The sequence below is a fragment of the Rhizobium sp. CB3060 genome (assembly GCF_025200735.1).
Taxonomy (GTDB): Bacteria; Pseudomonadota; Alphaproteobacteria; order Rhizobiales; family Rhizobiaceae; genus Rhizobium.
This window is the reverse complement of the sequence record NZ_CP104159.1, coordinates 165,053-191,187: the sequence shown is the minus strand read 5'-3', so window position 1 is coordinate 191,187 and position 26,135 is coordinate 165,053. Positions and strand designations below refer to the sequence as shown.

The 26,135-nt window shown below is 58.7% G+C and carries 20 protein-coding genes; 5 read left to right on the top strand and 15 right to left on the bottom strand.

What is annotated here, in order from left to right:
• The first annotated feature begins 66 nt into the window (after positions 1-66).
• Together lhpI and N2601_RS20420 are read left to right on the top strand one after the other, a co-directional pair.
• A complete protein-coding gene (gene lhpI, locus N2601_RS20425; protein ID WP_260304664.1) occupies positions 67-1,785 on the top strand; it encodes a cis-3-hydroxy-L-proline dehydratase in 1,719 nt (572 codons plus the stop codon).
• Positions 1,786-1,970: 185 nt separating this feature from the next.
• Positions 1,971-2,708: a GntR family transcriptional regulator gene (locus N2601_RS20420; protein WP_104826095.1), complete on the top strand. Its 738-nt coding sequence runs from the start codon at positions 1,971-1,973 to the stop codon at positions 2,706-2,708.
• A 20-nt stretch (positions 2,709-2,728) separates the two neighbouring features.
• Here the strand turns inward: N2601_RS20420 and N2601_RS20415 are convergent, their stop codons facing one another.
• Positions 2,729-3,580: a shikimate dehydrogenase family protein gene (locus N2601_RS20415; protein WP_260304663.1), complete on the bottom strand. Its 852-nt coding sequence runs from the start codon at positions 3,578-3,580 to the stop codon at positions 2,729-2,731.
• Positions 3,581-3,715: 135 nt separating this feature from the next.
• On the opposite strand from N2601_RS20415, the gene N2601_RS20410 reads away from it, so the two are divergent.
• Positions 3,716-3,922, top strand: coding sequence for a tautomerase family protein (locus N2601_RS20410; RefSeq protein WP_104826094.1), 207 nt, complete (start codon positions 3,716-3,718; stop codon positions 3,920-3,922).
• Positions 3,923-3,935: 13 nt separating this feature from the next.
• Entirely contained in the window at positions 3,936-5,174 is a 1,239-nt protein-coding gene (locus N2601_RS20405) for an NAD(P)/FAD-dependent oxidoreductase (RefSeq protein WP_260304662.1), read from the top strand.
• Between the two features lie 88 nt (positions 5,175-5,262).
• On the opposite strand, the gene N2601_RS20400 is transcribed toward N2601_RS20405, so the two are convergent.
• From N2601_RS20400 to N2601_RS20375, 6 genes are all read right to left on the bottom strand, one after another.
• A complete protein-coding gene (locus tag N2601_RS20400) occupies positions 5,263-6,384 on the bottom strand; it encodes a tyramine oxidase subunit B (protein WP_260304661.1) in 1,122 nt (373 codons plus the stop codon).
• Positions 6,385-6,452: 68 nt separating this feature from the next.
• Positions 6,453-7,727, bottom strand: a complete 1,275-nt coding sequence (gene eno, locus N2601_RS20395) for a phosphopyruvate hydratase (RefSeq protein ID WP_260304660.1) — start codon at positions 7,725-7,727, stop codon at positions 6,453-6,455.
• Position 7,728: 1 nt separating this feature from the next.
• Positions 7,729-9,135, bottom strand: a complete 1,407-nt coding sequence (locus N2601_RS20390; protein ID WP_260304659.1) for a glycerate kinase type-2 family protein — start codon at positions 9,133-9,135, stop codon at positions 7,729-7,731.
• Positions 9,132-10,004 carry a sugar phosphate isomerase/epimerase family protein gene (locus N2601_RS20385; RefSeq protein WP_260304658.1) on the bottom strand — a complete coding sequence of 291 codons (873 nt, stop codon included), beginning with the start codon at positions 10,002-10,004 and terminating at the stop codon, positions 9,132-9,134. Before N2601_RS20385 ends, N2601_RS20390 begins: the two co-directional genes overlap by 4 nt.
• The gene (locus N2601_RS20380; protein WP_260304657.1) at positions 10,004-11,734 is read right to left on the bottom strand and encodes a hydantoinase B/oxoprolinase family protein; all 1,731 of its coding nucleotides are present in this window, start codon (positions 11,732-11,734) and stop codon (positions 10,004-10,006) included. Before N2601_RS20380 ends, N2601_RS20385 begins: the two co-directional genes overlap by 1 nt.
• A gap of 22 nt (positions 11,735-11,756) precedes the next feature.
• On the bottom strand, positions 11,757-13,829 hold the full coding sequence (locus N2601_RS20375) for a hydantoinase/oxoprolinase family protein (protein WP_260304656.1): 2,073 nt from the start codon (positions 13,827-13,829) through the stop codon (positions 11,757-11,759).
• Between the two features lie 336 nt (positions 13,830-14,165).
• On the opposite strand from N2601_RS20375, the gene N2601_RS20370 reads away from it, so the two are divergent.
• Positions 14,166-14,858 (top strand): TetR/AcrR family transcriptional regulator, encoded by a 693-nt coding sequence (locus N2601_RS20370; RefSeq protein ID WP_260304655.1) that lies wholly within the window; start codon positions 14,166-14,168, stop codon positions 14,856-14,858.
• A 77-nt stretch (positions 14,859-14,935) separates the two neighbouring features.
• Here the strand turns inward: N2601_RS20370 and N2601_RS20365 are convergent, their stop codons facing one another.
• The 8 genes from N2601_RS20365 to N2601_RS20330 all read right to left on the bottom strand — a co-directional run bounded on the left by N2601_RS20365 (position 14,936) and on the right by N2601_RS20330 (position 25,529).
• Positions 14,936-15,970, bottom strand: coding sequence for a proline racemase family protein (locus tag N2601_RS20365; protein WP_260304654.1), 1,035 nt, complete (start codon positions 15,968-15,970; stop codon positions 14,936-14,938).
• Positions 15,971-16,114: 144 nt separating this feature from the next.
• Complete coding sequence (gene betC / locus N2601_RS20360) at positions 16,115-17,662, bottom strand: choline-sulfatase (RefSeq protein ID WP_260304653.1); 1,548 nt, start codon at positions 17,660-17,662, stop codon at positions 16,115-16,117.
• Positions 17,663-17,687: 25 nt separating this feature from the next.
• Positions 17,688-18,440, bottom strand: coding sequence for an amino acid ABC transporter ATP-binding protein (locus tag N2601_RS20355; protein ID WP_260304652.1), 753 nt, complete (start codon positions 18,438-18,440; stop codon positions 17,688-17,690).
• 63 nt (positions 18,441-18,503) lie between these two features.
• Positions 18,504-19,883, bottom strand: coding sequence for an aspartate aminotransferase family protein (locus N2601_RS20350; protein ID WP_260304651.1), 1,380 nt, complete (start codon positions 19,881-19,883; stop codon positions 18,504-18,506).
• A gap of 124 nt (positions 19,884-20,007) precedes the next feature.
• Positions 20,008-22,155, bottom strand: coding sequence for a N,N-dimethylformamidase beta subunit family domain-containing protein (locus tag N2601_RS20345; RefSeq protein WP_260304650.1), 2,148 nt, complete (start codon positions 22,153-22,155; stop codon positions 20,008-20,010).
• 28 nt (positions 22,156-22,183) lie between these two features.
• Positions 22,184-23,278 (bottom strand): amino acid ABC transporter permease, encoded by a 1,095-nt coding sequence (locus N2601_RS20340; protein ID WP_260304649.1) that lies wholly within the window; start codon positions 23,276-23,278, stop codon positions 22,184-22,186.
• Positions 23,279-23,280: 2 nt separating this feature from the next.
• Positions 23,281-24,411, bottom strand: a complete 1,131-nt coding sequence (locus N2601_RS20335) for an ABC transporter permease subunit (protein ID WP_104826080.1) — start codon at positions 24,409-24,411, stop codon at positions 23,281-23,283.
• A gap of 83 nt (positions 24,412-24,494) precedes the next feature.
• Complete coding sequence (locus N2601_RS20330) at positions 24,495-25,529, bottom strand: amino acid ABC transporter substrate-binding protein (protein ID WP_260304648.1); 1,035 nt, start codon at positions 25,527-25,529, stop codon at positions 24,495-24,497.
• Between the last annotated feature and the right edge of the window lie 606 nt (positions 25,530-26,135).

Genomic DNA, 26,135 nt, shown 5'->3' with positions numbered 1-26,135 from the left:
GCGTCTGCGGTGATGGACTACGACAAGAAGCGTCCGGCCGCGAAAACAAGGGAAGGAAGGTGTAGGATGTTGGGAGAATGTCTCGTGCCGGGGGCGCAAGCTGGCGAGGTTCTGTTCGCGAATATCGGCCTCAGCTTCATGGGAGGGGTGAACCCGAAAACGGGAGAGGTCATCGACACCCATCATCCCCTCTATGGCAAAAACGTATGCGGAAAGGTACTGGCCATTCCCAGCGGACGGGGATCATGTGCCGGGAGCCTTGCGATATTCGAACTCGTGATGAACGGGCACGCCCCGAAAGCCCTCATTTTCCAGCACAGGGAGACGATCCTCACCCTTGGCGTCATCATAGCCAAGGAGCTTTTCGACAAGGGGATTCCGGTGGTGTGCCTCAAGCCCGCGGATTTCGCGTCGCTGGCAAGTGCGTCCCACGCAGTCGTGCGGGACGGTTCAGTCGAGATCCTCGACACTCCTCCGTCTTCAGTGTCCGGCGGGGATGACTTGCCACACCTCGACCTAGATGGCTTCGATCTCACGGAAAACGATCGCCGTTTCCTTGCCGGGGAGTATGGGGAGGCTGGAAAGGTTGCGATGCGGATCATCATACGCACCGCCCAGCTCGAAGGTGCCAACAACCTCATCGATATCGACATGGCGCATATCGACGGATGTTTCTATCACGGCCCGGCAGGGTTGGAATTCGCCAAAAGGCTCCTCGATTTGGGAGGCCGCGTCAGGGTGCCTTCGTCCATGAACGCCCTTTGCGTCGACCGCCGCCAATGGAAACACCTCGGAGTCGACGACAAAATGGGCCTCCCATCCGACGAGCTGGCGGAAACCTATGTGAAGATGGGCGTCAAGCCGACCTACACCTGCGCTCCCTATCTCCTCGACGGTGCGCCGGTATTCGGCCAGCAGATCGCGTGGGCGGAGTCAAACGCGGTCGTCTTCGCAAATTCCGTCCTGGGCGCGCGGACGATGAAATATCCCGACTACCTCGACATTCCGGTCGCCATCACGGGACGCGCGCCGAACGCCGACTGCCATGTCGGATCCCACCGCCTAGCGACGCTCAGGATCGATGTCCCACGGCCGCTGGAACCGGACGATTCCTATTACCCCGCGCTGGGATACCATATCGGAAAGATTGCCACGAACGACATACCCGTGATTTGCGGACTGGAAGACCTGGCGATTTCGCGCGATGACCTCAAGGCGTTCGGCGCGGCTTTTGCGACCACCTCCGCAGCGGCGATGTTCCATATCGTAAGCATTACTCCGGAAGCCGGGACTGTCGAGGAAGCAACGGGAGCTTCCGATTGCAGAAGCCATGTCGTCAGTGTCGAGGAATTGACGGAAACCTGGCACGAGTTGAACAACGCCGTCACACCAGACGTGGACCTCGTTTCCCTCGGCAATCCCCACTTTTCGCTGACGGAATGCGAGCGACTTTCCAAACTATGCGCCGACAGAAAAAAGGCTGACGGCGTCAGTCTCATCATCACCTGCGGACGCGACGTGTTCGAAAAGGCAAAGGCTGCAGGTTATGTGAAGACAATCTCCGACTTCGGCGGCAAGTTCATGAATGATACCTGCTGGTGTCTGATCGGCGAACCTGTTGTGGCGCGTGAAGTCAGAAATATCCTGACGAACTCGGGAAAATATGCCCACTACGGCCCGGCCGTGGTCAACAAGGGCTTCCATTTCGGAAGCTTGGAGCGGTGTGTGGATGCCGCATGCAAGGGTTATGTCGATCCCGCCCTTCCCGCTTGGCTGTCCGTCTGACAAAAGTCTCCGCTTGATTTCCTGTTCCAATGCCGAAATTTGTTGACCGCAAGAATTGTAGTTTTAATGTCGACAAATAACTCAGCCTGCTTCGGCAGGCAAAAAACGTTGCGTGCGGCGCAGAGTCAGGTCATTGACAACAGGTGACCACCGCGAAACGCGAGGCAGCGATTTAGGAGTACAGGATGCGAGAACAGCGCACCGATCAAAAAGCCGAAACGCCCAAGGAGACGGGCAGCTCTCGTGTCTACCAAAAGCTCCGCGATGATATCCTGCGCGTTCATATCGCTCCTGGCGCTCCTCTGGATGAAATAAGTCTCAGCGAGCGCTTTGACCTGTCGAGATCGCCCATTCGGGAAGCCCTGGTCCGGCTTTCAGGCGAAGGACTGGTTCAAATTCTGCCGAACCGCAGCACGATCGTAACGCCGATGGAGTTCGACAAAATGCCGGAATTCCTGGATGCCCTGGATCTTTTGCAGCGCGTGGTAACGCGCCTTGCTGCACTACATCGCACGAGTGCGGACTTCACAAAGATCCGTGCCGCCCAGAAAAACTACGAGGTCGAGGCTCAGAAGGCGTTGATCTCCGGTGATTGCATCGGAATGATCGAGAAGAACTTCGAATTTCATATGTCCATTGCCTACGCCTGCAGAAACTCCTACTTCGCCGATTCATATCGCCGCCTCCTGCAGGAGGGGCGACGCCTCTTGTTCTTTCATTTCAAATATCAATCGCTGGATCCGAACCTCTCCGTCGAAGAGCTGGCGGAAGGCCATACGGCAATGGTTGCCGCCATCGAGGAACAAAATGCCGACGCCGCGGAACATCAGGCGCATTTGCATGCTGTTCAGTTCAGAGGCCGGTTCATGGAGTTCCTGAACCAGAATCTGACGGCCAAGCTCTCACTCGATTATGGGAAATAGACCGCCGCTCCGATGCGTTTCTAATATCCAAAATAGCTGACCATTAGGTCAATCTGCGAGTCGAGCATGCCTGCGCCATAGCGGATTTCGCAACCGGCCGCTTGGGCGGCTTTCAGCAGCGGCGTTTCGCGCGGCTTCATAATGATGTCGGCGACCATGATGTCCGGCCGCAGTTCCGAGACGTCGACCGGCAACGGGTCCTTGTCTGGATATAGGCCGCATGGCGTGGCGTTGATCAGCAAATCGATATCAGCGAGATGGTTGCCCGAGGCGGTGACATCGAAATCGGGATAACGCCTGCTGATCTCGTGGACCAGCGCCTGAGCGCGCGCGCCATCGACGTCGCTTACCCGAAGGGAACGGCAACCGGTTTTTGCCAGACTGAATGCAATCGCTTTCCCGGCACCACCGGCCCCGACCAACAATACTCTTCGATCGCGGGCATCAACCCCTTCATTCAGCACGCCGCGAAGGAAGCCTCGCCCATCCAAATTTGTCGCGATCATCCGGCCGTCGTCGGTTCTCCTGATCACGTTGGCGGCCCCCAGCTCGCTGGCAACATCATCGGCTTCGTCAGCAAGCTCAAGCGCCTGCTCTTTTAGCGGTACGCTGACGACAATCCCCCCGAGGTTCTTTGTCCGCTTCATCGCCGACCAGCCGAGCACGAAATCCTCCGGCGTATAGTGAATTGGCACCATCACAGCATCGATGCCCCGCGAAGCAAAGACCGGATTGATCACCTCGGGCGTCCTGACGTGCCCGATCGGATCCGCCAGCATGTAGAAAATCTTCGTCTTTCCGGAAATCATGCGTGCAAGCCTTTCTGCAGATTTGAGCGTCCTGTGTGACGCGCAATTTTCAAATCCTTGCATATTGCCTATAGAATGTCGACATTAGATATGCAATATCTTTTTCTGCAGTCAAGCGCGGTCCTGGACAAGTGCCAGCGGCGGCGGAAGCGGTGTGATGAGAGCCGTTCGACTGCTTGAGCAAAACCGGAGATCCCCATGCCCGTCGTCAGAGTTGAAATGTTAAGTGGCCGTAGCCAGCAGCAAAAGAATGAAATTGCCGAGGTCTTCACGAAGGAACTTGCCAGGATCGCGGGCTGCGGGATCAAGGACGTCCAGATCGTTTTCAGTGAAGTCGAAAGAGGCAACTGGGCGGTCGGCGGCGTCATATCAACTCCCCATGCGGCAGCCTCCAAAGCAAGTTGAAGAGGCATAGCCCGTGAGCGATGTGACGATCATTGGCGGTGGTATCATAGGCGTATGTACGGCCATTGCTTTGCAAAATGAGGGTTTTTCGGTCGAACTCGTCGATCGTGGAATTGCAACCGAAGGCGCAAGCTACGGCAATTGCGGCCTTCTTGCCGTGGGAGAGGTGGTTCCCATTTCCAAGCCCGGGGTCATCACCAAAATACCGAAATGGCTGCTCGATCCGGAAAGCCCGCTGTTCGTGCGCCCAAAGGAGATGATTACGCAGATGCCCTGGCTGCTGCGTTTCCTTTGGTCCGGACGGCGAAAGCGCGTTCTTGAGATTGCCAAAGCTATGGCGCCTCTGACGCACCGGGCCGAGGACGACTATAAGGCATTGTTTGCGCAAGTCGGCATATCCGACAATCTTGTGCCGGCAGAGAACATCATGGCCTTCAACTCCAAGGCCGATTACGAAGCCGATCAGTTTTCGTGGGACCTTCGTCGGCAGCATGGCTTCAATCACAGGTTCCTCACAGGTGAGGAATTGCGATCACTCGAACCGGCTCTCGACGGCCCGATTTCATGCGGGGTGCTGCTGGAAGGGTGGTTGCAGTTCTCCGATCCAGGGCTTGTGCAACAGCGGCTTACCAAGTTCTACGTCTCGCGTGGCGGAAAGCTTCGTACTGCCTCCGTCGAGCGCATCGAGACGGATGGCAAAAAGGCGGTGGCGGTTCATCTCGCAGGTGGAGAAAGGCTGCAGGTTCGCCGTCTGGCAATCTGTGCCGGCGCCTGGAGCGGCAAGCTCGCGCGCAATCTGGGCATCAAGGTACCCATTGCGGCGCTTCAGGGATATCACCATCACCTGCCGAAACCGAGGGTAAAGCTTAACCGCGCTGTGCTTTACGCCAATGGCGGCTTCGTGCTGACGCCGATGGAAAGCGGTTTGCGAATTGGAGGAACCATAGAGGTTGCCGGCCTCGACCCGCGTCCGAACTTCGAGCGCGCCAACATCATTGCGCGCAAGGCTGTCGGTATTTTGCCGGGGCTCGACATCTCGGGTGGACAACAATGGATGGGGCCGAGGCCATTCATGCCCGACACTCTGCCCATTATCGACCGCGCGCCGGGCCATGACAACGTCGTTCTGGCATTCGGCCACGGACAGGTGGGAATGACCCTTGGCGCAACGACGGGCAGGATCGTATCCGATCTCATCGCCGGCCGCACTCCGGGGCTGGATCTGTCCCCCTATCGTTCCACCCGCTTCTGATGCCGAGCGCTGTTACAGGAACTCGATCAGACATGATGCATGCCTGAAAAGCCGGCCACGACGGTCTGTCGCGGCCGGCGCGTCTTCATCAAGACAGGCTTGGTTTGTCCCAGAGATTGAGCGATTGGCCGATGCCTTTTTCCTTGGCGCTCTGATACATTTCGAAGCCCCAGCTAATGTCGAAAACCGCCATACCGCAGGCGATAAAAATCACCCGCTCGGTCGCGCTCTCACGACCCGGCTTCTTGCGGTTGACGACATCGCCAAGGCCGGTCGACTCTTTCAGCGGAGGCAGTTTGCCAGCATCGATCAGCCGATAAAACGGGCCGCCGATGACGCCGCTGTAATAGGCATCCTTGTTGCCCGACGCGATTGCATCCTCGACATAGGCTTCTTGTAACGGCGTATGGTCGTAGACGATCTTGCATCCGGTGAGGAAGGATTCGTCGGTATTGACCGGGCCTGACACGAGAATGGTTGCGCCGTCCTTGATCCATTCGTCCTTGAAATGAAGCGGCTTCAGGCGCGAGGCGGCGACGGTGATCACATCGGCGTCGCGAAAACCGGCCTCGGTTTCGTCCACGCCAACGGCTGTGACGCCGTATTTTCCTTCGGCCCAGCGGGCAAACTCGTTTGCCTTGTCCAGGAAGAGGTCGAAGCAGACAACCTTCTCGACCGCCTTGAGCTGAGTCATGATCGCCGTGAAACAGGCCTTGTTGATCGGACCACAGCCGACGACCGACACGATCTTCGCATCGGCGTTAGCAAGGTGCTTCGCCGCCACGCCAGGCACGGCGCCCGTGCGCGCCGCGCTCAGAAGGTTCGCTGACATCAGCGCCAGCGGCGCACCGGTATCCTTGTCATTGATCATCACCGTCAGGATGGAACGCGGCAATCCCTTTTCGGCATTGGCGTGGTTGGAGCCATACCATTTGTTGCCGCATACATCGAAGCGTCCACCGAGGTAGCCGGGCATCGCGGCGAAACGACGGTCCGGCCCTGCGACCGGCATATTCGGAAACTTCGTCTCCTTCGGGAAAACGATGTTCATGCCGTGATTGTTGTGATTGGCGCCGCCCATCAAATAGTCACCCTCGCCAAGCAGGCTGAAGGTCTCTTCACAGACGGTCACGCAACGTTCGGCATCAAGCACGCCGGCGGCGATCATGTCCGGTTCTGAAAGATAGAGAAAGTCGATCTTAGGATACATTGGGGCAACCTTTTCTGAGAGGCGTTGAGCATTTCATGCAGTTTGCTGCCGCGGGCGCGAACGCCGCGTCAGAATTTGAGAAGTGGCGATATGTCGTAGAGGCGGCAGCCGGGGCTTCTCGCATTTGCGCGCATCAGGAAGTTCAGCTTTTCAATGCGCTCGCCCGAGCGGGGCGCACCGTTCTTCTGGAATGGGACTTGCAGGCCGACCGAGAAATCCATCACGACATCATCGACCACTCCGCCGGAGCGTCCGGACGGCACGGCGATCATCCCGTGCTCCTCGGCGAAGCGGTAGGCATCCATTGCTTCCGTGACCGTGCCGACCTGATTTGGCTTGAGGACAAAACCGTCCACGGCCCGCGTCTCATGAGCCCGTCGAAGCAGCGCCAGGTTGGTCACCGTCAGGTCATCACCCAGGACGATGGTGCGGTCCAATGCCCGAACAGCCTTGCTGTAGCCCGCCCAATCATTTTCATCGAGCAGGTCCTCGATGAAAACCAGGTTGAATTTCTCGGTCAGCGACTTCGCATAGGCAATCAGATCGTCCGATGAAACCCGCTTGCCTTTCAGGAGGTAAGTGCCGGTTTCCCGGTCGAACATCTCGCTTGAGGCACAATCGAGCGCGAAGGCGATCCGGCCGGCCAGTCCGCATTGGTCGATGGCCTTCTGCATAAGCCCGAGCACCACCTCAGGGTCGTCCGAGGGTGCCGCATAGCCGTAGGAGCTCGCTACCTGCGGCTTATGCCCCAGATGATCCTTCAATATGTCGGCAAGCTTCTCGAAAACGCTCACTGCCATTTCGATCGAATAGTCGACGCTGTCAGTGCCATAGGGGACGATCAGGAATTCGTTGAACGCCTGAGTGAACCCATCGTATCGCCCGCCATTGATCACGTTGAAACAGGGCACAGGCACGGTCTTGATCCCGCTGCCTGCAATGTGGTCGTAAAGCGGTATCCGGCGCGCATCCGCCGCCGCACGGAAAGCGGCGATGGACACCGAGTAAATGGTATTGCCGCCGAGATTCCTCTTGTCTGGAGTACCATCGAGCGCGGTCATCTTCTCATCGATGGCGCGCTGGTCGAATACGTTCATTCCGATCAGCGCGGGACCGATGAGGTTCACCGCATTGTCGACCGCCTTATGGACGCTCAGTCCCTTGTAGGTCCTGGAGTCGCCGTCGCGCAGGACAAATGCTTCATACATGCCCACGGAAGTACCGGTCGGCGCGGCGCCCCGGCCGATCGCCCCGCTTTCGGTGCGTATCTCCACCTCCACGGCAGGGCGGCATTTGCAGTCGATGATCTGCTGTGCCCGGATGGATGCGATCCTGTCTTCCATCTTACGCACCCTTCAGCTCAGGAACGTAGACGATATTCAGGTCGCACAGATTGGTGCCCGTATTGCCGGTAAAGACAGTCGAGCCGACGGCGTTGAGCGCCTCGAAGCAACTGTGCTCGCGCAGCGCTTGATAGAGGCTGATCCCCTTGTCTGCCGCGCTCCGGAAGCTGGTGGAATCGGTGATACCGCCGGCGACTTTGGCGGTGCCGTCGGTGCCTTCGCTGTCAATCGACAGCAGGCAGGCGCCTTTGGTCTTGGCAGCGGTAATGGCAAAACTCACAGCCATTTCCTGGCCGGGGCCGCCGTGCCCCCTGATCACGCTATTATCCAGAATCTGCGTCGTCACTTCGCCCGAACTGAGAAGCACGCAGGGCGCCTTGACCGGATTGCCATAGGTCTGGATCTCGCGCGCCATCGAGGCAAAGAAGGTGCCGGCATCGCGACTTTCGCCTTCGAGGAAGGACGATACGATGATCGCCGGAATGCCCATCTCTTCGCAGACTTCCTTGGCGTAGATGCAGGAATCCGGCAGCGTGTTGAGCAGGAAGTAGGTGTTGTCGGGGAATGCTTTGGGCGTTTCCTTTTCGGGGCCTGCATTCATCAAGTAATCGACAACGCTTTTGGGCAGGCGATCCGCCACATCGAAGTTGACAATGGTGGCGCGCGCATCGTCCAGGGTCGTCGCATCGGGGCCGATCGGCGTACTCTTGTAGGCGGCATAGGGAACGGCAATATCGCCCGTGGCCGGGGAACCGACGGCATCGCTAATGCCGAAACCGATGAGTTCGGCGCCGACATCCTGAATGCGCTTTGCCAGCATTCCACCGTTCAGCGCCGAGATATGACGACGCACCGCATTGATTTCGTAAATTCCCGCGCCGGATTTCAGAAGAACGTCGGTGGTATCGATCTCGTCCTGCAGGGAGATGCCCTCGATCGGGCAAGACATGAGCGCCGAGCTGCCACCGCTGATCACAGCGATGAAGAGATCGTCGGGGCCGGCCTGATCGACGATCTCGATAATCTTCCTCGATGCCCGGTGTCCCTCTTCATTCGGCAGAGGATGGCCGCCGACAAACACCTCGGTTTTGTTGAACCGATCCGTTTCCTCATGGATCTTCACGATGGCGATGCCGCACGTCAGGTAATCGCCCAGCACATGATCGACCGCCATCGCCATATGATTGCAGGCCTTGCCGGCACCGAAGAGGTAGACGTTGCGCTTCCGGGACAAGTCCCATGACCGGGTGCCGATGTGAAGGACGCTGCCTTCCATGCGCATGATGCTTCTGATCCGCCGATAGCTGTCCAGCCTGTCAAGCGTGCGGTCGGCTATCTCGATCACGACTCGTCTGGAGGCTATGTCGCCTTGCGACAGGATTTCCTCTGAATTGCGTATTTTCTTCATTGTGCGGAACCCGACTTGATTGAGCCATTGCGGACGAGCGGCCCCACAAACGGACCGCAACGCTCGACCGCGATCCGAACGGTCTCGTCCGGGTCGCGCTGCCACCAGTCGAGTTCGGAGAAGATCTCCAGCTCGAAGGGTCCCTCATAGCCGATGTCATCGAGCCAGCCGCGGATGCGCGGGATGTCGATGACGCCATCGCCGACCATGCCGCGGTCGCGCAGATTTCTCGTCGGCACCAGCCAATCGCAGAGATGGAACGTGTTGATCCGGTCTTTCCCGGCGCGCCGCAGTTCGCGTTCGAATGCCGGATCCCACCAGCAGTGATAGACATCCGCGACGAGGCTGGTGGCATCGGTGCCGAACTCGTCGATCATGTCATTCACATCGGTGATGAGATTCATGGCGCTGCGGTCGCCGCAATACATCGGATGCAACGGCTCAAGTCCGAGCTTAACGCCCGAGGACGCAGCATAGGGCGCCAGCTCGGCAAGTGCATCGTGGATGCGGCGGCGCTGCGCGCCAAGATCCTTGTCGCCCTTGGGAAGACCGCCCATGACCATGACGACACAGGGCGCGCCAATAGCGGCCGCCTGGTCGATGATACGGCGGTTTTCCTCGATCGTCTTCCTGTAGAGGGCCGGGTCACTTTCGTTGACCCAGGCGCTGGTGCATAGCGACGCAACCCACATCCCCGCGTCGCGGAGATGTTTGACGGTCGCCTCGACGCCATAGTCATCCAGAAAATTGCGCCAGACCGCAATTCCGCTTACGCCATGGCGGGAATAGCCCTCGATCGCCTGAGGCATCGACCATTTCGGTGTGGTGATCTGATTGATGGCGAAGCGGGTAAGATCGTATTGCGTCATCACGCAGCCTCCCCGGCTCGGCGCACCTGCGTCGCCGTTATGTCGATGGTGATACCGTCAGCGGCGAAAACGACGCCGTGATGCTCCGCTGCGAAAGCGGGGGTAATCTTCCCATTCCAGAGGTCGTCGCGGATGAGATCGAGCGATCGCTTAAGTGGATTACCATAGCCGCCACCACCGGCCTGTTCGTGCCGAACCACCACGTTGCGCCCGATCGTCCGGGTGATCTTTGCCGGCAGCCTGGTATTCTCGCCCTCGGGGTCGAGAATATTGACACATGGCGCCGCCGGCTTGCCGCCGAACAGGCCATAGGGCGGATGATCGTGGCGGTCGGCGCGGATCTGCAGGACCGCTTCCTCGGCAAGAAGGCGATATTGCCGAATAAGACCGAGACCGCCGCGATATTCTCCTGCTCCGCAGGAATTCGGGCGCAGGCTGTATTCGTCCATCATCATGGGATAGCGGACTTCGAGTGTTTCGACCGGCAGGTTCGACATGTTCTGCGAGGGGTTGGTCACGCCCTCGACGCCATCCTTGTTCCAACGGCCGCCCCAGGCGCCGTTGATCATGTCGACCAGAACGAAGGGTTCGCGCGTCGTCTTGTCCCAGCCGCCGAAAGCCAGCACCGTGTTGCCGCCTTCGCCGGCGGCCATGATCTTGCGCGGCGCGATTTGCGAGAGAGCACCGAGGACGGTATCAACGACGCGATATCCCGTGAGAGCACGGGCCGCCACCGCAGCCGGCATCAAGGGATTGAGAATGGATCCCTCCGGCGCCGAAATCGTGATGCAACGGTAGACGCCTGCATTGTTGGGCACTTCCTCGTCGAGCGCGCAGCGGACCGAAAGATAGGTCGCCGACTTGACGAAGGAGAGCGTCGAATTGATCGCCCCCTTGACCTGGGGAGAGGAGCCGGCGAAATCAACGTTCAGATGATCACCACTCACCGTCAGCTTCACCCTTATCGGGATAGCATCGGTCGAGAACCCGTCACCGTCGATGAAGTCTTCGAAGAAATAATCGCCATCCGGCCATGCCCGGATTGCCGCCCTTGTAAGCTGCTCGCCATAATCGATCAGGTCGTCGAAATAACCATCGAGTTCGTCGGCGCCGTAACGCTCGATCAGGCGCAGAAGCTCGCGTTCACCGAGGTTGCAGGTCGCAAATTGCGCTTCGAGGTCGCCGAGAACGAGCTCGGGCAGGCGCACATTCTTGGTGATGATACGCATGAGCGTATCGTTGAGAACGCCCCTATCGTAGAGCTTCATGGGGGCAATCCGGAGCCCCTCCTGGAAGATCTCGGTGGAGTCGGCGGCATTGGATCCCGGCACGCGTCCGCCGACATCGCAGTGATGCGCGATCACGACCGAGAAGCCCCGCAGCGTATCCCGGTGAAAGATCGGCCTGATCATGAAGATGTCAGGCAGATGCATTCCGCCTTCATAGGGATCGTTGAAGATGATCACATCCCCCGGCGCCATGTCGTCGGCGTAGCGCGCCATGATAACCGCCATGGCATCCGGCACGGCACCGAGGTGAAGCGCAACGGTCTTGGCTTGCGACAGGATGCGGCCTTGGCGGTCGCAAAGCGTGACGGAATAATCGAGAACGTCGCGCACGATCGGCGAGCGTGCCGTGCGCATCACGGCAAAGGCCATGTCGTCGACAATCGTATCGAGCGCGTTCTTGATGACGGCAAAAGTGATGGGATCGTTGTGTTTCTGAGCCATGAAGCGGTTCCTTCCCAGGGACTCAAGAGAGCGTTGCGACGACATTGCCGAACGCATCGAGATCGGCCTTTGCGCGCGGCGGGATGACGATGGTTGTGTCCGGGCTCTGGATGATGAGCGGGCCGCTGACGCCGCCTTTGAAAGTGCTACGCTGATAGATCGGCGTGTCGATCCAGCCATCGGTCCGCGAAAAGTAGATCCTGCGAGTCGCCACTTCAGCTACGGCGTCATCCGGCGCATGTGGCTTGAAGGTCAGACGATTGCCGGTGTTGCCGCTCGCATTGAGACGGATATTGACGATTTCCACGCCGTCATCGGACGCATAGCCATAGATCGCCCTATAGGCATCCCGGAACGCAGCCCGAAGCGAATCGCGATGCGCATCCGTAACGGTTTCCGGCAAGGCGATCGGCAGTTCGAAATCCTGGCCTTTGAAACGGAGGTCGGCCTCGAATCCGCACTCGACCTGAGCTTCGCTGTAGCCCTCCTCCCTGAGGGAGGCGATCGCTTCGGCGCGCATGTCCCGGAGGAGCTCGTTGACCCGAGCAACCGGCAACTGATCCAGCATGCCGTTGAGGCTGCGCAGGAAATAGCGTTCGACCTTGGCGGCCAGCATGCCCGTCGCGGTGAAGACGCCCGGCGACTTCGGAAAAATCACGCGGGAGATGCCGAGGGTCCTCGCAAGATCGCAGGCGTGAACCGGGCCGGAGCCGCCAAAGGCCAGGATTGCAAAATCGCGCGGGTCGACACCGCGTTCGACCGTAACCGCCTTGATCGTACGAGCCATGTTGATATTCACGACTTCGCGAATGCCGAACGCGGCGTCTTCGACGGAGAGCTTCAGAGGGTCGGCGAGATCACGCTTGATCGCGGCACGGGCGCCATCGACGTCGAGCTTCATCGTACCGCCGGCCAATGCCGGGGGCAGGAAACCGAGGATCACATTCGCATCCGTGACCGTGGCTGCGTTTCCGCCAATTCCATAGCAAACCGGCCCGGGGTCGGCGCCGGCCGAGATCGGCCCCACATGCAGCAGTCCGCCCTCGTCGATGCGGGCGATGGAACCTGCGCCGCTGCCGACTTCGGCAACATCCACCGTCGGGACGCGCATCAGATAGCCGCCTGCCTTGATAAAGCGGCTGGGCGTCGAAATGCCGGCGCGAAACTCATATTCATTGGCCCGCGAGAGCTCGCCTTTGTGAATGAGCGATGCAGAAGCGGTCGTTCCGCCCATATCGAAGACGACGAGATCCTTTTCCGCCATCACCTCGCCCAGCCGGCCGGCGCCGACGACGCCGGCGGAGCGGCCGGAGGAGATGAAGAAAACGGGCTTTTCCTGCGCCATTTTCGCGCTCGAAAGGCCGCCATTCGAATTGCTGATCAGGAGCGGAGCGGATACGCCGATTTCACGAAGGCCATTCTCGAGCCGTTCGAAATAGGCCCGCAGCGACGGCAGAACATAGGCGTTTACCGCCGTCGTGGAGGTCCGCTCATATTCGCGAATTTCGGGCAGAACGGAGACCGAAGCCGTGACCCACATATCGGGGAAATTGGCGCGCATGATCTCCAGCGCCCGGGTCTCGTTCTCGGGATTGCGGTAGGAATTGATGAAGCAGATCGCGACGGATTCGACGCCTTCACTTTCGAAGAACTGACCGATTTCGATAATCTCGCTCTCGTTGAGCGGCTTTAAGATGCGTCCGTCTGCGGTCGAGCGCTCATCGACCTCCATGCGATAGCGGCGGGCGATCAGCGGAACGGCCTTCTCCCAGCTCAGGTCGAACATGGTCGGCGTGCGGACGCGGCCGATCTCCAGGACATCCCGAAAACCCTTGGTGGTAATCAACCCGGTCTTGGCGCCGACCTTCTGCAGAAGCGTGTTCGAACCGACCGTGGTGCCGTGGACGACCTCCACGACCCTGTCGACGTTCAATCCCGCCGACGCGGTAATCTGGCGGATGCCTGTCAGAACCGCTTCCTCGGGTTTTGCAGGGGTCGACGGCACTTTGGTGAAAAAGGTCTCTCCGCCATCACCGAAAAGAACCAAGTCGGTGAAGGTGCCGCCGATATCCACGCCTATGCGTGCATTGTTCATTGCTGTCTCCTGCGTTCTCGCGCCTTGAGGCGATTGGGAGCGATTGGACATGCGAGGTCGTTCGCCAGCAGCCGTGCCGCTGCTACCGATTGACTGGCCGATCGCCATTCGCTATAGAACTATTTAGTTTATTAAGGAGACAGCTAGCCCGTTTTAAGAGGCCAGTCAATGGTCAATTGCGGGACTGACGCAGAAAATTGCCAATCAATATCAATGGCTTGATGGCCCCGCTCCGTCGGCGCGGGAACGCGGATTTATGCGATTTGCGAAGTGGGTCTCTTTGGGCTACGAAAGGTCCTTGCCCCGCGGCAGGCGTGAACGAGTACGCAACGGCGATTGTTCAGTTCGGGCCAGTCAGAATATCGAGCGGATATCACAATGCACATGCCAGCAAACGAAGCGCCCAAGAAAAAAAGAATCCGCAACCCACTCGTGACCAGGCAGCGAATTATCGATACTGCCATCGACGAGTTCACGGAGCGCGGCTTTGATGGCGCCCGCATCGATGCGATCGCAGAGCAATCGCAAACCAACAAAAGCCTGATCTATAAGTATTTCAACAGCAAGGAAGAGCTTTATATCGCCAGCCTCTCGGACACCTACGAGAAGCTCAGGGCGTCACAGCACGAAATCGAGCTCGATGATCTCGATCCGATCGAGTCGGTGCGGAGGCTTACCGAGTCGACATTTGACACCTTCGCCAAGAATCCCCGGATCGTGCGCATGCTGACCCATGAGAATGTGCAAAACGCGCGCTTCCTGAAGCAGGCGGTGAGCATCAAATCGCTCTATACGCCCCTACTAAACAAACTGGACCAGATCATTCGCAAGGGGCAGGAAAAGGGTCTGTTTCGATCGAACGTCAACTTGAAGCACCTCTATATTTCGATCTCGGCGCTCGGTTATTTTTACTTCTCGAACATCCACACGCTCTCGATCGTGCTTGAGGAGGACTTAAGCAGCGACCAAACCGTTGCGCGCCAGCGTAAGCAGGCGGTTGAAATGGTGCTTTCCTACCTTCGAAAATAGCGCTCCGAAACAATACGCCGGATACTCCCGTCGGTAGACGGAAATGTCCGGCGCACGGATGGATCTGACGAGCGGGCTCAGCCTAGCAGGCCGACTTGAGGCCCCCATGTGTCGGAAAGCGCGAACCCCTTCGCAATAGGATCGTCTTCGGACAGGCGCAGAATTTGGCTCCCGTAGACGAAACCCCGCCCGGAAATCCGCGGCACGACGGCCCTCTTCCCGCCAATCTCTGTCTCGCCGATCGCTTCGACACGGAATTCACCGCCGATGATCGAGCGGGAAATCCGCGTCTCGCCAACGGAAACCAGTCCACGGGCGTGAAGGGTTGCGAGATTCGCCGAACTGCCCGTGCCGCAGGGCGATCGGTCGACGCGGCCCGGCTTGAGCGTTGTGCATGTACGAATTGCGCCGTCCGGCTCACGACTGCGGAACATGACGTAGGCGATCTCATCGATCCCTGGCAACGTCGGATGCTTGACACTCACCTGCTCGGCCAACAATGCCTTGAGCTCGATACCGGCCTCCGCTAGTGCGCGCGCGTTTTCGGGCGCAATGGTCAAGCCGATCTGCTCCACATCGACCAGGCCGTAATAGACGCCCCCAAACGAAATATCGATTTTGATACGCCCCCATTTCGGCGTGTCGATTTCCTGATCCAGCTTTTCGGCAAAGCTCGGGACATTATCGATGCTGACCGACACGCATCGGCCCTTCTCGCACCTTGCTCTTGCAGTGATCAGTCCTGCGGGCGTGTCGAGCCTGACAATGGTCTCCGGCTCCACCATCGGCACACGACCGCTTTCGAGAAGCGCGGTGACGACACATATGCTGTTGCTCCCCGACATCGGATGGGCGCGGTCGGCCTGGAGCACGATAAAGCCGGCATCGGCGTCCGGACGGGTTGGCGGGAAGAGAAGATTGACCGTCATTGCGACATTGGCGCGGGGCTCGAATGTCACGAAACGGCGAAGGCTGTCATCCACCGAGTTGATGTAATTCATTTTATCGAGCATGGTCGCCCCGGGAATATCCGGCGCGCCCGCGACCAGGACATTTCCAATCTCCCCCTGGCAATGAACCAGGAGGAGTTCAAGTTTCCGATCAAATTTCATTTCTGCCTCTCTGCTGTGGGCGAACGTCGTCCGCCCCTTTTGGTATGGTCGGGCTGGTGCTGGCGCATGCGGTCCCACAAGCCGCGCGCTTCCGAAACGGCAAGCGCCGAGCAACTGGTCGAGTTCATGGGCTCGGCGAACATGTCAGTAGTCGCCATAGGGCAAATAGGAGCGCCGCTCGACATCGGGGAAGCGTTCGCCCGTGCGAACGAATTTGGTGTGTTCCCGGATGGGCTCCGGATAATGCTCCCATTCCCGCGCTTTGCCCTTCTGCATCGCCCGGTTCACGAACTGACGGACGCGTTGGCTTCGCATGACGTCCTCGCGCAAGCGGCCGAGGTCCCATGTCTGTCGGACTATGTCCATGAGCCGGGCCACATCGGCTTGCCTTGAAGGCTCGTCCGCCAGATTGCGCATTTCGCAGGGATCGGCAGACAAGTCATAGAACTGCGTCGGATAGGCTTCGGACACGACAATCTTCTGCGCCCCACGCCTCAGCATGACGCGCGGCGCTTTCGTGCCGCCATCGATATGTTCGGCCATGGCGATGCGATCCGGCTGATCCCGGTCGAGCAACGGCAGCAGGCTGCTTCCCTCATGTTCGGTGATGATGGCCTCGGTCGAGCCTGTCGCGATGTCCACGAATGTCGGCAGAAGATCGATCAGCGACACTGGCGCCGAGATCCGCGAAAGCTGGTTGGCGCCCGGACGGAGGATGATCAGGGGCACCCGGATCGCCGGTTCGAACAGGTTCTTCTTGAACCAGAGCCCACGCTCGCCGATCATGTCGCCATGGTCGGACGTGAAGATGATCACGGTGTCGTCGGCCATGCCGGCATCATCAAGCGTCTGACGCAGCTCGCCGAGCTTGCGGTCGACATAGCCGATCATGCCGTAGTAGCCCCGCCGCGCCCGGCGATAGACCTCATCCGTCACATCGAATTTGTCGAGGCTGTAGTGGAAGTAAAGAGATCGGCTATGGGGGTCCATATCCTCCAGCGCAATCTTCGGCGTTCGTGGCGGATCAATACCCTCGTCCGAATAGAGGTCCCAGAATTCCCTCGTGATGACATAGGGGTCGTGCGGCTGGGTAAAGGAAACCGTCATGAACAGCGGACGGCCATCGCCATATCGCCGCCAGTCGTAAATATGTTGGGTGGCCCGCCGCGCCACCTCGTCATCGTAGTCGATCTGCTGTGAGCGCGCGAGTGGCGCTGCGTCGGCAATGGTTTCGACACTGGAAACCCCGAATGGCACCTTACCCTTCGCGACTGTCTCCTCGTCCTCAAGCTCGTCGTAGGTTTTTGGCGGCACCCAACTGAAATCGGCGGGATAGATTTCCGTGGTCAGACGATCTTCATAGCCGTGATGCTGATCTGGCCCAACGAAATGCATCTTCCCCGAAATGCAGGTGTAGTAGCCGGCGTCCCGCAGGTAATGCGCGACGGTGGGAACCGCGGCGGGGAACTCGGCGGCATTATCGTACGCACCGATCCGCGATGGTAGCCTTCCGCTCATCAGCGCAAAACGCGAAGGCGCACAAAGCGGATAGTTGCAATAGGCGTTCTCGAACACCGAGCCCTGCGCGGCAAGGGCGTCGAGGTTGGGCGTCTTGCAGACGGTATTGCCATAGGTGGAGAGCGCGATCGCCGTCAATTGATCGCACATCACCAGGAGGATGTTCGGTTTCATGCTGGCTGCGCTCCTTCGTATCTCCTCAATGCCCCAGAATCTGGCTGAGAAAGGCTTTCGAACGCTCGTGCTTCGGATTGTCGAAGAACTCGGAGGGCGACGCCTCTTCGACGATGCTGCCCTTGTCCATGAAGACCACGCGGTCCGCGACCTTGCGGGCAAAGCCCATTTCGTGCGTGACGCACAACATGGTCATGCCGCCTTGGGCGAGCTCGGCCATCACGTCGAGCACTTCGGAAATCATCTCAGGATCGAGTGCCGATGTCGGCTCATCGAACAACATGATCTCCGGCTTCATGCAGAGCGCCCGCGCAATCGCGACGCGCTGCTGCTGGCCACCGGACAATTCGCCCGGATAGGCGCCGGCCTTTTGCGGAATCTTGACCCGCTCGAGATAGGTCATCGCCTGCGCTTCCGCCGTCTTGCGGTCCTGCTTGCGGACCAGCATGGGTGCAAGGATGCAGTTCTCGAGCACAGTCAGGTGGGGAAACAGGTTGAAGTGCTGGAAGACCATGCCGACCTCGCGGCGGATCTCATTGATGTTCTCGATATCGTCGTTCAATTCGGTGCCGAGAACACGGATGGTACCGGACTGATGATCCTCCAGCTTGTTCAAGCACCGGATCAAGGTCGACTTGCCGGAACCGGAAGGCCCGCAGATGACGATCTTCTCCCCCCTCGCCACCTTGAGGTTCACATCGAAAAGCACTTGGTAGCTTCCATAGGATTTCCCAAGATTGACGACCTCAACGGCCGTCGACGGCTGCTTGCTGTTCATATTTGCTCCCTTTCTCTGCTTGATGGCGAGGTGTGGAGTCGCCAGCTCCATGATTTCGGTTCGTCACTTCAGCCCTTCCGTCTCGACCCACTTTGCGGCGTTGTCGAGCGTTCTCGAAAAGGCGTCCAGAAGCACATCGAGCTGTTCGTCCGTCGTGATCAGCGGCGGACAGAAAGCAATGGTGTCGTAGATGCTTCTAATGATCAGCCCGTGCTCGTGGGCACGTCGGAAAACATAAGCGCCGAGATCGCCGCGGCGCTCAAAAGCTGCCTTTGTGTGCTTGTCGGCGACCAGCTCGACACCGCCGACAAGGCCGGCTCCGCGAACATCCCCTACCAATGGGTGAGAGGAGAATTGCCGTAACCCGGCCTGCAGCCGCTCGCCGAGATCGCGCGCATGGGCGACAAGGCCGCGCTCCTCGATGATGGCAATATTTTCCAGCGCGACCGCCGTGGCGACGGGATGTCCCGTCGTCGTGAAGCCGTGGGCGAAAGTGCCAATCTTGCCGCTGTTTTCGACAAGCACCTCGTTCAGCGCATCGGAGATTACGATTGCCGCCAGTGGCTGGTAGGAGGACGTCAATTGTTTGGATAGCACCATTATGTCCGGCTGGAAGCCATAATATTCCGAACCGAACATGGTCCCGAGGCGACCGAAAGCCGTGATGATCTCATCCGCGACGAGGAGGATGTCGTAACGCCGGCAGATATCTTGAACATAGCTCCAATAACCTGTCGGTGCGGGAATGACCCCGCCGGCAGCGATCAGAGGTTCGCCAATGAAAGCGGCGATCGTCTCCGGCCCCTCGGCGAGGATCGTATCCTCGAGTTGCCGCGCCAACCGCGCGGAGAACTCCATTTCGGTTTCGCCAGGAAGCCCGAAGCGATAAAAGTAAGGCGCGGTGAGATGCCGAACAGGTATTGCCGGGAGATCGAAATCCCGGTGGCTTGCCGGTAGACCCGTCAGGCTCGCGGAGGCCACCGTCGATCCGTGATAGCCATGCTGGCGCGCCAGGAATTTCTTTTTCTGGGGCCGCCCGAGAGCATTGTTGATGTACCAGACCATCTTGACGACGGTGTCATTCGCTTCCGAACCGGAATTGGTGAAATGCACATGGTTGAGATCGCCAGGGGCAAGCTCCGCAAGTTTTGACGCCAATTCGATGGCAGGTGCGTGCGCCTTGTGTGTGAAGCTGTGATAGTAGGGCAATTTCTCCAATTGCCGTGTCGCAGCATGAACCAGCCGCTTCTCGCCGAACCCCAGACCGGCACTCCACAGCCCCGACATGGCTTCGATGTATCGGCGCCCCTGATCGTCGAACACGTAGATGCCTTCGCCCCGCTCGATCATGAAAGGCCCGACGTCCTGATGGCGGGCCAGATTGGTGAACGGATGCAGGTGGGACGCGAGGTCCTTGTCCTTGATCGAATTTGAAAGGCTCATCATATCCTCATTTTTGCCGAACTTTCGAGCGGCTTCGGACGAGTACGGGGTGAGACCGGCGGTTCGTCAAACGGCCGTCGGCATCGTGCCGACGAATACGAGGCGGATCACGCCTCGAAACTGGCTACAGACAACGTCGCACGAGATTCTCCAGAAGCCGTGAGACGTTGTTGTCGTATCCGTTCGCGGGCAGGCTTCCGCAGAACATGATCGACCCGGTTGAAAACACGAAGTTTCCCCCTTTCATCGGCACGAAACAAAGATCTGCCCTGATCTGCTCCGCCTGCCATTCGCGCGTATGGACGTCCGGGTTCCAGATCCTTTCCGGCACACAACTATATTCGGCCGAGTGTCCCTCGGACGATGCGAGCACGACGGTTTCGGCCGGTGTGCCGAGGGAGGGATCGATGCAATCCAGTTCGAAGCCCGCCGCGCCGCCGCCGGAAAAACCGAAGTCGCCGATAATCTCCTCCTCGATGCCCTCGAACAGCCAGGCGAAGTTCGGGGTGCGGGAGGCAGCCGTGCGGCGATAATATGAGGCGTCGAACGGACCCTGTGCCGACATTCCGATGCCGACGAGCCTCTGGGGCGGGCGGTCGTTCTTCAGCCAGAGGCCGCCATACTGCCCGTCGAAGGCATGGTAAAATTCTCCGGTCTCGGCTTGCCACATTCTGACGCCGCTTTCGCAGCGGCGCATTTCGATCGCGCCGGGAAACGCCGCGCTCGTTGCGACGCGCCAATAGAAGCCGTTGCCGCCGAGATAGCCGAAATTGCCGCCATCCCGGATGAAATCCTGGATCGCGTCGAGCGAGCGGCCGGTATGGTATTCCGGATGGCTCACCGTCAGCACCAGATCGTAACCGGCCAGTGCTGCGACGCCCTCCGCGTCGAGATCGTGATCCGTCACGACATCGACCGCGATGTCTTTTGCCGCGCACCACGCAATGAGGTGCATATCGGCCGGAAAATGCCGCAGCCCCGATCCTTTGTCGTCCAGATAGGCGAAGAAGCCGGGCCGCATCAAAAGCTGTGGCCGCAGGGCTGAACTGAACATCACCCCACTATCGTCGGGATGCACGTCATAGAGCGAACGCCCGAACTGGGGAAATTGGGCCGGATGATGCGGATAGCCGCCCCAGGCCTCGCGCCGAGCGATATAGGCCGGGCCGTAATTCGTCCTCGGATAGTTGCAATAGGCTTGGTAGGTGAATGTAGAAAAGAGAACGGCGATCTTCGCATTTTTGCCGCCAGCAGCGGGACGGACAAAAAACGGAATGATGTCTTCAGCCCCTTCGCAGCGGAGCCTTATCCCGTAGACGCCGCTTTGGAGATCAGAGGGAATATCGAAGCGGAAATCTGTTTCCCAGCCGCAATCATGCAGGTCGTCTTCATGGAAATGAATGGCGGCATATTCGTCCGGCGCATGCCGCCAGCACATCTCCGCGCCGGTCCACCGCGATCCTCGCACTGCACGGGCGGGCAGATTTACCAGCTTGCCGTCGAGCGATTTCGGCCCCCGATCCCGGATCGTGTCGGTGGGGATGCCCTGCGCGAAATCCCAGGAGGCGAGGACCGCGCCGTCATCCGCCGGAAGCGGCCCGAGGGCGTCCGGCAAATGAAGACCACGGGTGATCGCAGGGTTTTCGAGCCGCCCATTGAAGAAGTGCGCCATAAAGGAGGCGTCATCCCCTCTCCTCCGGGCCGCGAGCGACAGCTCGACGAATATCCCGTCATTGTCGGGCCGGGCCACAGAGGCATGAGCAATCCGCTCTCCCGTGGCGACCACATAAAAGGCCAGCCTGACGTCGGCAGCCGTCAAACCGAGCCGTAATTCATACCAGACGCCGAGTTCGAGCCGACAGGCGACGGGTGTAACAGTGCCGTCGAAATCGACGGTCGGACCATCCGCTTCGATGCTGACGGAAACCGCTCGACCATTGGCGGCCTTCAGCGAAAGCATCGTTTGCGGGCGATCCTTCTCCAGCCGCGGCTGGAACCGGATCGAGACCGTGGCGCCGCGAATATCGTCCAGCCCGGCAAGCGGTATCAGGGCGTAGGAGCCCGGGTAAGCGGATTTCTCAACGGAGGGATATGTTCCCTCGAAGGCTGCGGGTACAGGACGTGCATCCATGCCCGGCCCTTTTGGGTTCGGATCCGCCGAATAGAGGCGGACCAGATCGGCCCGATAATCGCAGCGGAAGCTGCTCGAAACCTTGACCTCAATGGTCTCGCCAGCCCGCGCCGAATATCTGTCCGTATAGCCGATCAGCATCGCGCGTGCTCCATGCTCCTATGCACCATCAACGCGACGATGTCTTGAGCGATCGCTCCAGATAGGCGCCATATCGCGAGAGCGAGAAAGTGAAGGTGAAGTAAATCAGCGCGACGAAGAAATAGACCTCCGCATAGAACGTGTTCCAGCCGCCCGCCGAAAAGGATGCATTGCCCGATGCCGTGACCTCGAAGAAGCCGAGGATAACGATGAGCGACGTTTCCATGAACGCGATAACGACTTGGTTGATCGTCGGCGGCAATGCAAGACGGAATGCCTGCGGCAGGATAATCCGCGAGATTGTCTGCCAATAGTTCAGGCCAAGCGCGACGGCTGCTTCCTCCTGGCCCGCCGGCAGGGACTGAATGCCGCTCCGGATGATTTCCGCCTGATAGACAGCAAAGAAAACCGCTGCGCCGAGAATGACCCGGTAAAGCTTATCCCCAACCAGGAAGCTCGGCAGCGCAAAGGGAAGGATAATGGCAGCCGTGAAAAGAATGGACAGCAGCGGCAGCGAACGCACGCCATCGATGAAGAGTGCGGTTACCGACGAAATCACGGGCAATTTCGATCTGCGGAGCAATGCCAGGATGATTGCCAGCGGCATGCCGATCACGACGGTGGAAGAGAAGACGAATGTCGTAAGTGCCAGGCCGCCCCACTGCGTCTCAAGGACGACTGGCAAGCCGAAGATCCCGCCTCTCATCAAATAATAGAAGGTCCCGTATCCAACGAGCCAGATGACAGGCAGCACCTTTGCCGACCAGAACAGGGGAATACAGGAGAGAATGACGGTTGCCAGGATCGCAAGACAAGCCAAGGCAGAGCGCCATTGCTCCTCATATGGGTAGAGGCCGAACAGGATGAGGCGATAACGGTCGGTGACAACAGCCCAACATGCGCCGCTGGCCTTGTGGCAGTCCTCGGGCGTTCCAGTCCAAACGGAATGAAGGAAGGCCCAACTGACGAATGACCAGACCAAAATTCCAACCAGCGTCAGGCAAACGAGTGTCACCAAGGCCTGGCCCGGTGTCGAAAAATAGTCGCGTCGAAGGTCGGCAATCCACCTGGCCGACGGTGTTGACGACAGATCGATGGCGGTCAATGTGGTTTCCGCTTTCATTTCTAACGCCCCGGCAGTGCGATTGCACGATTGATGGTGTTCATGACAAAGGCGATGGACATGTTGATTGCCCAGAACCCGATGATGAGCAGGAAGATCAGCGTCAGGGTCTGCCCGGAGTGATTGATCGAATTGGCGATGACACCGAAGTAATCCGAGAAGCCGATCGCTATGCCGATCGTTGTGGCTTTCATCAGCCAGATGATCTGGTTGGTCATGGTCGGCAGTATTTTGCGGATCATCAGAGGCAGCCGGATGCGCCAGAAAATATGCCAGTTGCGCAGGCCAAGGGCCTGCCCGGCTTCCGTCAGTCCGATTGGAATTGCCAGAAAGCCGGCACGGACGATTTCCGCGACATAGGATGCGCCAAACAGCGAAATGGCAACGATGGCGGCGCTGAGCTCCGGTACCATCATGACACCTCCCGCAAGACGAAGTCCCTGGACGTGCGGTACATCGACCAACGGCAAACCGTCGAGCCGGCCGAAGATTATGGCAACGGCGGCACAAGCCACGCCGCCTGCAAGCCAAAGAAAAGCGGCTGAACGTGCCGAACGCCGGAGGGAGCGGACAGTCAGCATGAGTCCAGCCGCCAAAGCAGCCGCCGCGAAGACCACATGCCAGGGCTCCACGTTCAGCCAGGGGAAGGAAATGCCGCGATTGGCAATATAAATACCGCCGGGCAAAGCGATCGCCGAACGGGGCGAAGGCAGATGGGTGATCAGGGAATACCAGAAAAATGCCTGCAATATCAGCGGAATATTCCGGAAGACCTGAACATAGGACGCTGCTATCAAATTGACGAGCTTATGCCTGGACAGGCGCGCCGTGCCGATGATCGTGCCGAGTATCACCGCCAGGGAAACGGAAATGACGCCCAGAAAAATCGTATTGACGAAACCGACCAGAAGCGCCCGCGCGAACGTCGAGTTGATGTCGTAATCAATCAGGCTGAAAGAGATGGTCGATCCCGTGGTATAGTTCAGGAAGTCCCATCCCATGGAGACCCCCTGCACCTGCAGGTTATGCCGCGTCGTCACGACACCCACAATCACGATTGCAGCGATTGTCGTGACAAATGCTAGCTGCAAGGCGACATTGCGGTATCTGCGGTTTCCGATCAATGTGGTCATCACTGCGATCCCCCCAAGGGCATGTTGGGATTTTGTCATAGGCCTATGTCCCGCCGACCTTGGCCGGCGGGACATTCGTGCGATCAGTCGAGAACCGGAGCGAAGAACACGCCGCCCTTGTTCCAGGGCGAGTTCAAAGCGCGCGGCAACTTGTAGCGGGATTCCGTGCCGAAGTTGCGGTTGTACATTTCCTCGGCATTGCCGAGCTTCTGGATGACATTGTAGGCCCAGTCATCCTTGAGGCCGAGACGGGTGCCAATGCCAGGCGTGGCGCCGAGCAGTTTGCCGACGACCGTATTCGGAGGATTGGCCTTCATCTGGTCGACGTTGGTGCTGTTGACGCCGTTTTCTTCGGCGATGCGCTGAACGGCGATGACCCAGTTGACGAGGTCCACCCAAGAGTCATCCCCCTGGCGCATCACGACAGCTTCCGGCTCCAGCGAAATGGAATCGGACAGAATGACGTGATTGTCAGGGTCGGCCGAAGTCGCACGAGTAGCGGCGACGATAGGGCCCCATTCGGCATAGGAGTCGCAACGGTTCGCAAAATAAGCGGCCGCTGCCTCTGTGTTCTTTTCGAACGTTACGATTTTGACGTCGTATTTGTTCTGCTTGATGTAGTCGCTGATGAGCTTTTCCGTGCTCGTGCCGCCAGCGAGACATACGGTCCCACCCTGCAGGTCAGCCATCGACTTTGCGTTCAGGTCCTTGTGGGCCAGGAACGTTGTGACGCCAATGAAGTAGGGCATGCTGAATTGAAGGCCAAGTTCGGTGTCGCGGCTCATCAACCAGCCGCTCGCCTTGATGACGAGATCGAGATCGCCGGACTGAAGCGCCGGAAAGCGCTGGGCCCAGCTCACGGGGATGAGTTTGAGTTTGTCATCAGAACCAAAGATCGCGGTCGCGACAGCGCGGCAATAATCGATATCCAGGCCATGCCATTTGCCTTGGGCATCGACTTCCGCGAAGCCTTCGAAGTTGCCATCGCTCGACGTGCAATTGACATAGCCGCGCCCCTGAACGGCCTTCAACGTATCGCCAGGGGCTGCAGCAGCGATCTGAGTACCCGCTGCAGTCAATGACGCCAAGGCGACGGCTAGTTTCAAGATATTCTTCATTACCTTCAGTCCTCTGTTGGATGTGACCTTGATTTTCAATTGCCCGGGACGCGTCGCGGGGGCTTAAGCCCGTAAGCGACCCATTCATTCAGTTCGAAGCCGTCAGATGGCACGGTCGAACGAAAGTCGTCAGCTTTAAGAAAGTGGCCACACGGCTCGTCTGCGACGCAAAAACAAGGTCATCACAGAGCTAAAGAAAGCGTCGCCTTTCGACTTTTGATCGACAGGCATTGGCAGCGGGAAACGCATTCCCCCAGTGCTCGATTTCATCGCCTCACCCTATTTTTAGCGCGCTAAGCGCAGTTCCCACCCGTTGGCATCTTCGGCCAATCAATTGTCGTTCTAATGTCGACTTTATAATTAGTCGTTCTAATGTCGACAAAGTCAAGCAAAAAGTTGAACCCGTCCTCGGTCTGCTGGATCCCGTTCAATTTCTGTCGGCTGCATGTCGACTGGATTATATTGTCGACTACCCGTCGACATAGTCAAGTTTTATTTTTAATTTTCGCCGCTGCAGCGGCGTTTTTCGACGCGCAGCCGCATCCAAACAGGCGAAGGCTTGGCCTCAGACCATAGCTTCCGCCGGCGGGACCCGAATAAAAGTTG